The 14,547-nt window shown below is 46.1% G+C and carries 10 protein-coding genes; 7 read left to right on the forward strand and 3 right to left on the reverse strand.

The annotated features are described in order from the left end of the window. Window positions 1–41 precede the first annotated feature (41 nt). Window positions 42–764 (forward strand): hypothetical protein, encoded by a 723-nt coding sequence (locus BKB51_RS17395; protein WP_158090269.1) that lies wholly within the window; start codon window positions 42–44, stop codon window positions 762–764. A 186-nt stretch (window positions 765–950) separates the two neighbouring features. Then, window positions 951–1,730, forward strand: a complete 780-nt coding sequence (locus BKB51_RS17400; protein ID WP_085902394.1) for a DUF2167 domain-containing protein — start codon at window positions 951–953, stop codon at window positions 1,728–1,730. An 87-nt stretch (window positions 1,731–1,817) separates the two neighbouring features. Here BKB51_RS17400 and BKB51_RS17405 read toward each other — a convergent pair whose 3' ends face one another. Beyond that, a complete protein-coding gene (locus BKB51_RS17405) occupies window positions 1,818–3,269 on the reverse strand; it encodes an NAD-dependent succinate-semialdehyde dehydrogenase (RefSeq protein WP_085902395.1) in 1,452 nt (483 codons plus the stop codon). Between the two features lie 335 nt (window positions 3,270–3,604). Here BKB51_RS17405 and queC point away from each other — a divergent pair, with 335 nt between their 5' ends. The 5 genes from queC (at window position 3,605) to BKB51_RS17430 (ending at window position 12,716) form a co-directional block, all read left to right on the forward strand. Then, complete coding sequence (queC, locus tag BKB51_RS17410) at window positions 3,605–4,360, forward strand: 7-cyano-7-deazaguanine synthase QueC (protein ID WP_198946787.1); 756 nt, start codon at window positions 3,605–3,607, stop codon at window positions 4,358–4,360. Window positions 4,361–4,363: 3 nt separating this feature from the next. Next, the gene (gene queD, locus BKB51_RS17415) at window positions 4,364–4,720 is read left to right on the forward strand and encodes a 6-carboxytetrahydropterin synthase QueD (protein ID WP_085902396.1); all 357 of its coding nucleotides are present in this window, start codon (window positions 4,364–4,366) and stop codon (window positions 4,718–4,720) included. Continuing rightward, the gene (gene queE / locus BKB51_RS17420; protein WP_085902397.1) at window positions 4,717–5,505 is read left to right on the forward strand and encodes a 7-carboxy-7-deazaguanine synthase QueE; all 789 of its coding nucleotides are present in this window, start codon (window positions 4,717–4,719) and stop codon (window positions 5,503–5,505) included. The genes queD and queE overlap by 4 nt, the downstream gene beginning before the upstream one ends. 86 nt (window positions 5,506–5,591) lie before the next feature. Continuing rightward, entirely contained in the window at window positions 5,592–6,059 is a 468-nt protein-coding gene (queF, locus tag BKB51_RS17425; protein ID WP_085902398.1) for a preQ(1) synthase, read from the forward strand. A 465-nt stretch (window positions 6,060–6,524) separates the two neighbouring features. Further along, window positions 6,525–12,716, forward strand: coding sequence for a DUF5801 repeats-in-toxin domain-containing protein (locus BKB51_RS17430; protein ID WP_085902399.1), 6,192 nt, complete (start codon window positions 6,525–6,527; stop codon window positions 12,714–12,716). 110 nt (window positions 12,717–12,826) lie between these two features. On the opposite strand, the gene BKB51_RS17435 is transcribed toward BKB51_RS17430, so the two are convergent. Beyond that, the gene (locus tag BKB51_RS17435; protein ID WP_158090270.1) at window positions 12,827–13,363 is read right to left on the reverse strand and encodes a PAS domain-containing protein; all 537 of its coding nucleotides are present in this window, start codon (window positions 13,361–13,363) and stop codon (window positions 12,827–12,829) included. Between the two features lie 200 nt (window positions 13,364–13,563). Further along, window positions 13,564–14,409 (reverse strand): fumarylacetoacetate hydrolase family protein, encoded by an 846-nt coding sequence (locus tag BKB51_RS17440; RefSeq protein WP_085902401.1) that lies wholly within the window; start codon window positions 14,407–14,409, stop codon window positions 13,564–13,566. Window positions 14,410–14,547 lie beyond the last annotated feature (138 nt).

Below are 14,547 nucleotides of genomic sequence, written 5' to 3' on the forward strand. Positions count from 1 at the left end.
TAGGTCTAAGTTTTATTTTTTCCCTTTTGGGCACGTTTTTTGTGCCAAAATTACCTCAGGATCAACTCTACCATCTGTTTGCTGATACACGTAGCTGTCTGGGTATTGCAAATTTTGGCGATGTCATTTCAAACCTTGGTTTTTTAATTGTAGGTGTTCTCGGTTTAGGTAAGTTAAAGAAACTGTATTTCATGGGAAGATTTCAGAGCATCGGAGAAATCTCGCCCTATATAATCTTTTTTCTATCAGTTGCTTTTGTTGCACCAGGCTCTGCTTATTATCACGCAAACCCTGATAATGATCGTCTCTTTTGGGACCGATTACCGATGACGGTGGCTTTTACATCTCTATTCGGGGCAATTTTAATCGATCGGATAGAGGTATTTTTGGCTCGAAAACTAGCGGGAAAACTCATTGCATTACTCATCTTCCTTGGGCTTGCATCCTTGATTTATTGGCAACAAACGGAAAGCATCGGAAGTGGAGATCTTAGGCCCTATATCTTGGTTCAGTTCTACCCCTTGATCGCGCTTCCGCTGGTATGCTGGTTGTATCCTCTCTCAAAACATACATCCGGAAAGTATCTTGCCTGGATGTATGTTTGGTATGCATTGGCAAAGGCTTTGGAGTATTTTGATGTTGAAATTTATAGCTTATTGGGTAATGCCATAAGTGGCCATAGTTTAAAGCATCTGGCAGCTGCAATGGCCGTTTATATGGTTGTTCTTATGTTGGAAAAGGCATCACTTGGAGGCATAAGATAACAAACTATTGGCAGTTATGAACATCAATCAACGATTTTAATACAACATGTCCAACTCCGGACATTCATTAGTTAAAGGTACCTTGTTTGAGGTATGTGGTTTTACGTCAAAGCATCTAGGTTCAATCTCAACTTATTTGATCTCAGCGCAGAAGCATCTGCGTTAATCTAACCTGTTGGGGGCGACATGAAGTATACAGTTCTATTGATATCTTGTCTTTTTTGGGGAGGGATCTCTTTCTCTGCCATTGCTGACAGGTATCCGGTGCGAAGTGGTGGTAGTATTGTCGCGCCAGCTGATGCAGAGATTATCACAGATCAACAAGGACTTGATACGACGTTGACCGAAGTGTCCGGCGAACCTGACCCGACTGTTGAAGGCATCTGGGTTTCTGAGAAGGGAGGGATTTACTACGTTCCATATAAAGATGGCTTCGTCAGCATGGATGATTGGGGTGATATGGATGCCGATGCTCTTATGGAAGCCTACGTAAGAGGGGCAAAAGAGCAATCAGAACTGATAGGTGAGAAAATAGAAGTTCTTGGCTGGGGAGTTTCACCGAGCCTTTCCAAAGACAAGGCAGTTGCTTACTATGCGGTCAAAGCCCGTTTTGGCGATGAAGATCCTATTATGAACATGGTTGTTTATAAGCTGGGGCGTTATGGATATGAAGAAATTACTTATGCCGCTGATCCAGTTATGCCTGAAGAAGCTGAAAAAACAGCTCTGATCCTTGCCAACTCTTTTGAGTTTGGAGAAAATGCTACCTACAGTGATTTTAAAGATGGTGACAAAGTTGCGGCGATAGGAGCTGCGGGGCTTCTGGCGGGGGCATTTGGAGTTAAGTTTGGAAAAGCCGGGTTGATAGCCATGGCATTAGTATTTTTTAAGAAATTTTGGTTCCTGATACTTATTCCTTTTGTTGGTATTTTAGGTTATATCAAGCGGCGTTTCTCACGTGCTTGAGTTTTTTTTGGGGAATAGCTTATAGATCTAAAGCAAGCAAGGAACCATCTAGCTCCTTGCTTGCTTTTTGGGCAGTTGGTGGAATATTTAAATGCCACCCATACAGAGATATTTGATCTCCAGGAAGTCTTCCATGCCATATTTGGAGCCTTCGCGACCCACACCGCTTTCCTTGACGCCGCCAAAGGGAGCAACTTCGTTGGAAATGATGCCTTCGTTAATGCCAACGATACCGTACTCTAAGGCGCGAGAGACGCGCCATACACGTCCGATATCCCGGCTGTAGAAGTAAGCTGCAAGACCGAAAGGCGTATCATTTGCCATTTGAACGGCTTCATCTTCGGTCTTGAATTTATAGAGAGGGGCGACTGGGCCAAAGATTTCTTCACTAAAAATGCGCATGTCATCGGTAACACCGGTGATCACGGTTGGTTCAAAAAAGGTTCCGCCGAGATCATGGGGGTTTCCGCCGATTTCGGTTTTTGCACCTTTGCTGAGGGCATCTTCAATAAGTTCGCTGACTTTGCTCGACGCCGCAGCATTAATAAGCGGGCCTTGTTGTGCGCCGTCTTCAGTCCCAGGGGCAACTTTCAGAGCCGCCGTTTTTTCAACAAGCTTCTCTGCGAAGGCTTCATAAACACCTTCTTGAACAAGTATCCGGTTCGAACAGACACATGTTTGCCCTGCATTGCGGAATTTGCTCATCATTGCGCCTTCGACCGCAGCATCCAGATCTGCATCATCGAAAACAATAAAGGGGGCATTACCACCGAGTTCCATAGATGTCTTTTTAACGGTGTCGGCACATTGTTTCATGAGGAGTTTGCCAACAGGTGTGGAACCGGTAAAGGTAAGCTTTCTGACGGCCTTACTTTCGGTCAATGCTTTGCCGATTTGCTGTGGAATGCCGGAAACAATATTCATAACCCCTTTGGGGATGCCAGCACGTTCAGCGAGCTCGGCCAGCGCAAAAGCGCTTAAAGGTGTGTCTTCGGCGGGTTTGATGACAACGGTACAGCCCGCAGCAATCGCCGGGGCACATTTACGGGTAATCATAGCGATCGGGAAGTTCCACGGGGTAATGGCGGCGACAACACCGATTGGCTCTTTCGTCACCACGAGCCGTCGGCCGGGTAAGTGTTCTGGAATAGTGTCGCCATAGATGCGTTTGCATTCTTCGGCAAACCACTCAACAAAACTTGCACCATAGGCCACTTCCCCCATCGCCTCGGTCAGCGGCTTTCCCTGTTCAAGGGTCATCAGTAGAGCAAGATCGCTTTGGTTTTCCATAATCAACTCGAACCATTTACGCATAATTTGCGCACGTTCTTTGGCGGTCTTGTCTTTCCAAGGGCCAAAGGCTTCCTCTGCGGCTTGAATGGCTCGAAGTGTTTCTGTCTCTCCCATTTTGGGAACGGAAGCCAGAACATCACCGTTTGCCGGGTTGGTAACGGCAAAGGTTTCGCCACTGTCAGCATCAGCCCATGCACCATTGATGTAGCATTTATCACGTAACAAAGAGGGGTCTTTAAGTTCCATAATGGCCTCGAGGATTTAAGGGGAGGATAGATAAGCAAAAAAGTATCATAACCATAGGTATTGCAAGAGGACAACGGCCCAGTATGAAATTTTATTTAGGACCACAGATGGTGATATTGACTTTGGGTATTATGAAGGAAGTAGGTCCCGTTTATGAGCCATGTTCATTTGTTTTTCTATCTGTTTCTCAGCTCTATCTTAAAAAAACATTGTTGCTCCTATGACGTTCGCATAGGTGGTCTTCGATTAAGGAATTGCTCTTGCCCTTTGCTTTTTTCTTCTTCTGGGGTATATCGGGGGGCGCGATTTAAATCGAAACTGGAGCCATCCGCGCAATGTCAGGCTCCCCGGTCGCAGCCTACCCGGTAGAAAAACAAGGATTGGAACGAATGAAAACACTCGTCATCTGTTCAGGTGGCTTGGACTCGGTTACGCTTGCGCACAAGGTTGCTGCGGAGGCTGAGTTAACGCGCCTGATTTCTTTCGACTACGGTCAACGTCACAAGAAAGAACTCGATTATGCCCGCCGTTGTGCAGAACGCCTTGGTGTTCCGCACAATGTTATTGATATTGCCAATGTAGGTGCCTTGCTGTCTGGCTCTGCCCTTACGGATGATGTTGATGTGCCGGACGGGCACTATGAAGAAGAAAGTATGAAGGTTACGGTTGTGCCGAACCGCAATGCTATTATGTTGGCAATTGCCTTTGGTGCTGCAGCTGCCGAGAATGCAGATGCTGTTGCCGCTGCAGTACATGGGGGCGATCATTTTATCTATCCCGATTGCCGTCCAACCTTTATTGATTCTTTTGAAGAAATGCAGCGTCATGCGTTGGATGGTTATGCGGCGGTCAAGCTTTATACACCCTTTGTACATCTTCCCAAAAGTGACATTGCCGCAGAAGGTCACCGTTTGAAGGTTCCTTTTGAAGAAACATGGTCCTGCTATAAAGGCTATGAGCATCATTGTGGTCGCTGTGGCACCTGTGTGGAACGCCGCGAAGCCTTTCATGTTGCCAAGGTGGACGATCCGACAACCTATCAAGATCCTGATTACTGGCTTGAAGCTGTTGCAAAAGCCAAGGGAGTTTGATGCATGTATAGAATATCAAAGCAGTTTGCCTTTTCAGCATCGCATCAGCTGATGGGGGTTCCCGAAGGGCATCCCTGTTCCCGGTTACACGGGCATAACTATATTGTTGAGATCGAACTCTCTGGCGAGACCTTGAACTCTGCTGGTTTTGTTCGCGACTACCTCGAGTTAAGTGATCTGAAACAATATATTGATGATGTCCTTGATCACCGTCATCTGAATGAGGTGCTGGGGGATGATAATGTCACCGCCGAACGTTTGGCCAAGCATCTTTTTGATTGGTCGTTTGAACGCTGGCCAGAAGTTACGGCCCTGCGTGTGAGTGAAACGCCCAAGACCTGGGCCGAGTACAAACCATGATTACCGGCACATCAAACGACAACACGTCGGGCATGAAAGTGTTTGCCGATGCGCCGCCGAACGCGCGTACAATAAAGGTAAGTGAGATTTTTGGCCCGACCATACAGGGCGAAGGTGCTTTAACGGGTCTACCAACCGTTTTTGTCCGCATGGGGGGCTGTGATTACCGCTGTAGTTGGTGCGATACGCTTTATGCCGTGGATTCAAGCTTTCGCGATCAGTGGAAGCCAATGTCTCCGGCTGCGATTATGTCAGAAGTTGCCTCACTTTCTGGTGGCAAGCCGCTTCTTGTGTCGTTATCAGGGGGCAACCCGGCTATTCAACCCCTTGGGGCTTTGGTTGATTTGGGACACGAGCAAGGCTATCGCTTTGCCCTGGAAACACAGGGGAGTGTGGTCAAAGATTGGTTTTCCAAGCTGGATAACCTAACGCTGAGCCCCAAACCGCCTTCATCAGAAATGGAAACTGATTGGGATTTGTTGGCAAACTGTGTGGCTGCGGCTGGTTCTGATACTGAAACCATCATGAAGGTGGTTGTTTTTGATGATCGAGACTATGCCTATGCCAAAGAAGTGCATCGGCGTTTCCCACGGTTACGGATGTATCTTCAGCCCGGAAATCATACGCCGGGTACAGTAGAAGAGACGGAACCGACAATTGATATGTCTGGTGTTATGGATCGGATGCGGTGGCTCATTGATAAAGTGGTTGAAGACGCGTGGTATGACGCGACAGTCTTGCCGCAACTACATGTTTTGATATGGGGCAATGAACGCGGCGTATAGGTTCTTTGCGTCTTGCTTCCACGACTAATAATTTTGCCATCTAGACAAAAAAGATGGCGCTCTTGAACATTGGAGCTTGAAAAGAAATGACAGAAGAAAGCATCTATTCAAATCTGACCCAGCTGGGCGGAGACAGTAAATTGCCGGATAGCCCGGAAGACGCCGTGATGGAACGTGTTGCCAATCCGCAAAAGGGATCTGGTTATGTTGTACGTTTTACAGCGCCGGAATTTACATCCCTTTGTCCTATTACAGGACAACCGGACTTTGCCCACCTTATGATCGACTATGTGCCAGGTGACTGGTTAGTGGAAAGTAAATCGCTTAAGCTTTTCCTAGGATCTTTCCGGAACCACGGTGCTTTCCATGAAGATTGTACTGTCTCCATCGGTAAACGTATCGAAGAGCTTTTGAAGCCAAAATGGTTGCGTATCGGTGGTTACTGGTATCCACGTGGCGGTATTCCCATTGATGTCTTCTATCAATCTGGCCCGGCACCAGAAGGTATCTGGATCCCTGATCAGGGTGTTCCCCCTTATCGTGGACGTGGGTGATAGTAACGCTACATAATTATTGTTCTTGGCATGGCTTCATAGAAGCCATGCTTTTTTTATATATGGGGCAGCCCCTATAGAAGATTTACGGATTTATTTTTATGGGTTTTCTTTTTGTATCTGCTGTCGTTGAAATTGTTCGGTGTAATGGATGGGGTAGAAGTTTGTGGAATGGTGTGGATTCATTCTGGGTTAACCTTAGAGCAGCAAGAATATATCCAAAGGGTAGAATTTAATTTCAACAAAAGCGTACAAATAAGACTTATTTCCCAAATATAACCAATTATTTATTGAAAAAAATCCACACAAATCATTAAAATCATACATATGTGTGTCGTATTAATCGGTTTGTCATTTGTAGTTCCTTTTTGGTTTGGCTATTCTCGTCCCCGTTGAAACTAATCTATTTAGGTTGTCTGGCAGGGGGTCGGGCAGCACTCATATAAATCAGAACTGGAGTGTATAATGGCTGTTGAGCTCGTGCAGCGCACAGGTGGGGATCTTTCAGGTGACGAAGGTCGTGATGTTCTTGTTGGTCAGGGGGCTGAAATTCAGGAAATCACGGCGCCGGAAAGTGGTGCAACCAAGAATATTTCTCTTGGTAAAGGGCAGACAGCAACTCTGAACTTTGATGCAACAACTGCAACGCCATTGATCGAAGGAAATGATTTTGTTCTGACCTTTGACACCAATGGCGATGGCAGCGCCGACAGTCGAATTGTTTTCCAAAACTTGGTAGAAGAGTCTCAAGGCGCAGATGCACCTGTTCTTGTCATTGGGGGTGTAGAGCTTTCTGCGGGTCTTTTGATTGGTCAGGCGCAAGCCCTTGGTGAAGGAGAAACGCTAGAGACTGCTGCGGGGGCTGACGCCGGACCAACCGGTGGCGGGGGAAGTCAGTACAATGATAATCTGGGGGATGTCATTGATGGCTTGTCTGCTTTGGGAACGCTTGGTGAAACGGAACTTGAGTTCGGATTATTCGCAAATGGTGATGATATCACTGATCCAGCCGAAGGTACTTTTGATGTCAGCTTTATCACAACCGGGACAGCCGTTGGTGAACTAAAAGGTGGTATAGAGGCGCGTGATTATGAGGGCGGTTTCGAAGATTGGGGACCTAACCAACATATTGGTAATGAAGGACCTGCGCCGATGCAGGTGGAATTCAATTTTACACCAGCCGATAACGAGACACTTGATTCTATTGTTATTGAGGCACTTCCTGAAAATGCAGTGCTTTATATCGGGGGCTCTGATGCCGCGAATATCTATAGTGGGCCTTTCCCTGTAACGATAACGCCGGGTGACTTTGATCAGGTATTTATCAAGCCGGACACAAACTCTGATGTTGATCTTACACTGAATGTTACGGCTAATATTTCAGACCCGGATTCCGGTGAAAGTGCTTCAATCCCGGTTGAGGTCGTTGCAGTTATTGATGCCGTTGCTGACAAACCGATCTTTGGCAACGAGGGTGGTTTGGGCGGTGATGGCCTTGTCGATTTGTATTTGCTTCAAGATCTTTCCGGTTCTTTTAGTGATGATGTACCTAATGTACAGCAGGCGGTTGCCGACTTAATTGGTAAAATCAAGAATGGTGATTTTTCAGCCGATGTTCATCTGGGCGCAGGTAGCTTTATTGATAAAGCTATTGATCGTCTTGGAAGCCACGGGGATTATGTTTATAAAAATGCGCAGGATGTTTCTGCTGATTTAGACGCCGTAAAAGCAGCAGTTGATGCCTTCACTCTTGGTTCTGGTGGTGATGGCCCTGAAGCTCAAATTGAGGCTTTGTTTAATCTTGCCAAAAATGCAGCAGATCTCGGGTTCCGCGAAGGGGCAACAAAATATGTTGTTCTTACAACGGATGCAGATTTTCACAAAGCAGGTGATGCACTACGTCTCGGAAAAAACGACGGCGACGGCGATCTGACAAATGACCTGGACGAAGACTATCCAGAACTTGCTCAGTTGAAAGCCGCGCTTGAGGCGTCAGGTGTCGTTCCTGTCTTTATGGTGACTTCTGATGTTAAAGATACATATAAAGACCTAATAGATTTCTTGGGCCGTGGGAAAGTATTGGATCTATCTTCCGATAGCTCAAACTTGCTGGCTAACCTTCTTAAAGGCATTTCCGGACCGTCTGATAATGGCGATAATATTTTTGATGAACAGGCGATTGTTGACGTGCCTGTGGATGTTACCTTTACCGATAATGACGGGTCAGAAACCCATACAATCATTCTGAGCAATATCCCATCAGATTGGATTCCTGAGTTAGGTGATTTACAGTACACGGTCAGTGGTCTTGGTGGGAAAGCACCAGGCACAGTTGGTCTTAATACTACCTATTCCATCACGATTGATGTGACGTCTCTTGGTGAAAATGTTGATCTTAACTTTGAATTCAATCCACAGGACTGGTCTTCATCACGTTGGAGCGATGGGGAGCCACAGAGTGGTGGTGATGCCGTCATCAAAATTAAAGCAATTGCCGAAGAAACAAATACAACAGACGAAGAGCTAACAACAGATAACAACCGCTCTGAGAGTGAAACAACTCACACTGTTAAAGTTATTGAAGATACCCCCACGGTAGAAGAGGTAAGCTTTAGTTATGACGAGACTGACGGTGTTGACGTTGGTACGGGCGATCAGGCTTCATTAAGCGCAACCATTGCTGCTGCCCTTGTCAATAGTTCCATTGGTGAACATGTCGCGGTGATCGGGCAAGCGCAAGGTGACGTCGCTTTTGACTTTAAAACGGATGGTTCTGGTACACCAACGGATGCGGTTGATGTTGACCCAGAAACATTGGAGTTTGAAGACTATAATGGGGCGCCAAGTGGCCTATACACAGGTGGCGATGATGCACCTGTTGCAATTACTCTTCATACAGACGATGTAAATCCAAATATTGTTTGGGGACTTGATCCAAGCGGAAACGCCGTTTTTGCGGTACATCTTGGGCAACCAGGAACGGCGTCTTCTGGATCTGTGAAAATGACTTTTGTTCAGTATGGTCAGATTAATCATGATGTCGATGGTAGTAGCTCATCAGACCATAATGACGTTCAACAGCTGGTTTTGAAGTATCGTGCTGTCGATGACGAGGGGGACGCTAGCCCCTATGCTGAAGCCAAGATTGACCTCAAGGACGATGGGCCAAGCATAACAGGCTCAACGTCATCTTTGGACGAAGGCAAGTTTGTTCAGGGCGAATACGATCTTGTAAACGCGACTGACCCGGTCACCATTACTGTGACATCAGCAGATGTATCGCGGGCAGGTTTCCATAACAGTATCGGGTTTTATGTTGCTGATGCCAGTGGGAACTTGATCGGGGGGCAGATTATTGTTGCTGACGGTCATTCCAGTCAATTTGCTGTCGGATCAGATGTTTCTGTTAATTTCAACAAGGCTGATTACCCGGATGGGGCCACATTTGGCTTCTTTATCGTGCCGAATGGCGGCAATAAAAACGGGCATCTTGGCGGTGACTATTCAGACGGTGCCGATGTTACATTTGTAGATGTGAATGGTAAGCTTGTGCCGCATATTAACGGTGTTCCTGTTAAAAGTTCTGGCGAACCTGCATACTATTCAAACCCTACGTTAAACGGCGATGGTACGGCCCATGTTTACGACAATGAGCATGGTGGTAACTATAACTGGGAAGATTTGCGCTTCCCTTATGCTGATGCAGATTACAGTGATCTCAATGTACAGATTAAGGTCGATGGAGCCAAAAATGCGGATGCCCCTGTTGGGGGTGCTGTTTCCGGTAAACTGAGCTTTGATGTTGGTACAGATGTTGTCGGCCATAAGTTCGAAATTACAGGCCCGTCCGATCTGATTTCAGATGGTGAGACAGTTACAGCAGGGACACCAATCGTTTCAGGTTCTCTGCTCATTGTTGAAGGAAAGACTGCGGATGGAGATCTGGTCTATAAACTGACTTTCGATACCAAGTCCGGAAAATACGTTTATAGCCAGTACAGAGCTTTGGATCACAATGATCCGAATGACGAAGTTCTGCCTGTTAAATTTGGCGTCAAGTTAACCGACGGTGACGGAGATACCGCGACAGCTGATATCGTTGTTAACATCAAGGACAGTTTACCTGTTGTTGAAGAGCAAGTTAATACGTCTGTAGACGAAGGTAGCTTGCCGGGGGCAACTGCTATTGCCAAGGGCGAGATCGATGTTGATTTCGGTACTGATGGCGGTGAATTTACGGCAATTACTTTGGATGCTGTAACTGATAGCAATGGCGATCCGATCAACCTTGCTGATCTGTCTTCAGGTGGTAACCCGGTTACTGTTTGGTTGACAGAGAACGGTGATGATCTGGTCTTGGTTGGGTATGCTGATGGTAAAGCTGTTTTTGACGTGTATCTGAACAAAGAAACGGGGGATTACGCTTATCGTCAATTTGGTGCGCTGGATCACAAAGGTGCGAAACTGGATGCAGCCCTGAAACTTGTGTTCGAGTATGAGGTCACTGATGGTGATGGGGACACAGACAAAGGCCAGCTAATTGTTGAAGTGGCTGATTCTGGTCCGGTTATTGAGAACGCAACTACGGATTTGGATGAGGATAACTTTGTTCAAGGTGTCTATGATCTCGACAACGCAGAAGATACTGTGACAATTAACATTGAGTCTGCTGAAACATCCTATGCTGGACACCATAGCAGCATTGGTTTCTTCGTTGCTGATGTAAACGGTAATCCGATTGGCGGACAGATCATTCTGGCTGATGCACACTCAAATACTTTTAATGTTGGCGATGATGTCAGTGCCATTATTAACAAGGCAGACTATCCAGATGGCGTAACGTTTGGTTTCTTCACTGTACCTGACGGTGTGGATCACAATGGCGCATACTTCAAGGATGGAGCTTCTGTAACCTTCAAAAATGTCAATGGTAAATGGACAGCATTCATTGGTAATGACGAAGTGAAAGGTGCTGGAGAGCCAGCCTACTTCTCAGACCCAAGATTGAACAGCGACGGTACTGCGCATGTTTATGATAATGATCACGATGGTAACTATAACTGGGAAGATTTGCGCTTCCCTTATTCTGATGCGGATTATGGCGATCTTAACCTGAAAATTGATGTTGATGGTGCCAATGCTGGTAACGGACCTGTTGGTGGTGCGGTAACGGGGCAAATGACCTTTGATATAGGTGCGGATGTTGACGGTCACAAATTTGAAATTGAAGGTCCGTCAACTCTTAAGGCCAACGGTGTGGATGTTGTCGCTGCTGATCCAATTGTGTCCAGGCCTTATATTACCATTGAGGGTCGTGAATTGGTTAACGGTCAACCAACAGGAGATTTGGTTTACAAGCTGGTCTTTAACACGACATCCGGCAAGTACGTTTACAGTCAGTATAAAGCCCTGAATCATAATGATCCAAACGGTGACACACTGCCTGTAACGTTTGAGGTCAAGCTAATTGACGGTGATGGCGATACAGCAACGGCTGATATCAAAATCAATGTCAAAGACAGCGCACCAGAAGCCGTTGATGATGTTGACAGTGTCACCGAAGACAACGGTTTGGTGGCGACAGGAAATGTTGTTACCGGATATGACGAAGCTTCAGGTGATAGCAATAGTACCGATGGTAATGCAGACAAGTTGGGTGCAGATGGCTTCAGGTCCATTGTCTGGGCGAATGCAGACAACATGGTTGTCCAAGGTCTCTATGGAACACTGACAGTCAAAGCTGATGGCAGCTATAGCTATGAACTGGATAATACCAAGGCGGTCGTCAATGATCTTAACGATGGCGATCTTCTAAAAGAAACCTTTACCTATACCGTGGAAGATCGGGATGGGGATAAGAGTGCCGCTGAACTCGTCATCGATATTCATGGAAAGACAGATGTCGATCCTGTTCCCGGACCTGTTGGAATGCATGTTGTCGGCGGGAGTTGGGACGGAGATTTTGTTCCAGCCAATATTGGAAAAGACGGCAACGTTCATGGTGGAGATGTGTCAACACTTCATACATATGATTATTCATCTCATGGCATGTCTTCTTATTCTATCAATAATACAAGGGTTAAAGGCGACGTTGTTTCTTCGCAAGGTGGTGACACGATCAAGCTGTCTGGTGATGCAACAATTGAAGGTAGTATCTATGCGCATAGCGGGGATGATACTATTGAGCTTACGAACGGTAATACCAGTGGACAAGTTCTAGGTCTTATTGATGGCGGGGAAGGTGATGACATCATTATCGGTGGTATTTATGAAGACAGGATGTCTGGTGGTGCTGGTGACGATACCTTGACAGGTGGCGATGCTGCGGACGTCTTTGTTTTCAAAGCTGATAGTGTTGGGGGCAATGATACCATTACTGATTTCGACGCGTCTGAAGGGGACGTCATTGATCTGAGTGCTCTTCTTAGCGGCTTTACCGTTGGGAATAATAATGCTTCTACGGCAATTGCGCTGAAAGATTACCTGTCTCTCTCGGAAGAGAGTGGGGATACCGTCCTGACAATAGATCATGATGGTGTTGGCGGCAGTGATGTTACCACGACAATCCGTTTGGATAATGTCAATCTCTTGAATGGCGGGTCGTCCGATGATGCAATCAAGACGTTGCTGGACGATCAGAATTTGATTGTTGAATAGGGAATAGAGAGCGTTCAAGTGTAACGTTCGATTGTTATCCTGAACTAAAAAAGGCTCTGAACAGATAGTTCAGAGCCTTTTTGTTTTGCGATCATTCTAGCAAATGGTTTTTAGTGCATTAAAGCAGAAAATAGAGGCGTGTTACCCCACTGTTGATAGGGCCAAATCTCTGGCTCTCTCGTGAGGTGGTCCTGATTTGGAACCAACGCTTTGTCAAAAATTTGCTCACGACAGCAAAGCAGCATATCAACCTTTTCCCCATCACTAGAAAGTGGCCAGATACAGCACACAAAGGGTTGTTCTTTTTCGCCGTACTTAAAGAAACTGGGATAAGCCAAGGGCTCTTTAGTATCGAGCACCTTTTTATAGGCAAGACGCATTTTGTATAGGGAATCTTGTTCTGGAAAATCATCCAGATTGCGATTGATGAAAGAACTGCCAATGCGTTCTTGAATATTACTACCGAGTAAACGAACTCTGTAGATTGGATTGTGCGTATTCTCGTCTCGCTCAACGTCAATTAGAGAGACATTACCAAGAGCATAGTGAAAATCGAGAGGATCAAGATCCTTTCGGGCAGGAAAGAGCCGATGCTCTTTTTTCTCACTCCAATAGCTGTGGAGTTTTTTCAAGGTCGTTATCAACACTGGATCCAATTTTATGGGCTCGATTGCCTAGCGAGCCTTATGCCTATTCATTTTTATATTCAATTAGGTCTTATATTCAATTGGATGCCAGTATTTATATGATTTAGAGCAAAACGGAAGCACAAACTTCCTGATCACATCTTTTTGATGCGTTTAAAATTCTTCAATAGAAAGCCCGAATAGTGATCTTTGCAAAGTTTCTATGCGGAAATGGCGGTTTGTTTTTGTATGCCGAGGCCGTCAATCCCAAGTTCCATTGTCATGCCTGGTTTGAGGAAAAGCGGATCTGGTTTTATCCCCATACCTACACCAGATGGCGTTCCTGTCAAAATAACATCGCCGGGTAAAAGCGTCATCAAATGACTAAGATGAGCAATTGTTTCCGGGATACGATGGACAAGGTTGCTTGTTGAGCTATTTTGATAACGAGTGCCATCAACTTCCAACCAAATCGGGAGTTGGTGTGGATCATCAATTTCATCAGGAGTGACCAACCATGGACCAAGGGGGCAAAAGGTGTCATGGCTTTTACCCTTTACCCATTGTCCGGATCGATGCATTTGGAAATCGCGCTCTGACACATCGTTCGCCAGACAGTACCCTGCGATATGATTCATCGCCTGATCAACTTCGATGTATTTTGCTTTTTTGCCGATGATGACACCAAGTTCGACTTCCCAGTCCGTCTTTTCTGCGCCCCTCGGTATTTCAACATTGTCATAGGGACCGGAAATTGAGGACGTCGCTTTCATGAAAATGCGTGGTTCCGGCGTTGGTTTCGCGCCGACTTCCTTGGCATGGTCATGATAGTTCAGGCCAATGCAAATGACTTTGCCCACGTTGGCAACACAAGGGCCTATTCTTGGCGTGCCCTCTACCAAGGGCAGGGAGTTGCTATCCAGTTTTTGTATTTTTGAAAGGGTTTGAGAGCTCAGGTTTCTACCATCTAGATCATCAATGATCCCGGAAAGATCACGGATTTTTCCCTGCTGGTCCAATAATCCGGGTTTTTCCTGATCAACGGAGCCGTAACGCAGTAATTTCATGGTCTCAATTCCCTGTTTTATGCCTTTACGAGTACAATAGCGTCAGAAAATTGAAGAGACGATAGAAAATTCTCAAAGGGATAGGAAAACACCTGTGACTGTCGGTCACGAAAGAGGCCTGGATATTTGCACGAGGGC

Source organism: Kiloniella majae, from assembly GCF_002118315.1.
Taxonomy (GTDB): Bacteria; Pseudomonadota; Alphaproteobacteria; order Kiloniellales; family Kiloniellaceae; genus Kiloniella; species Kiloniella majae.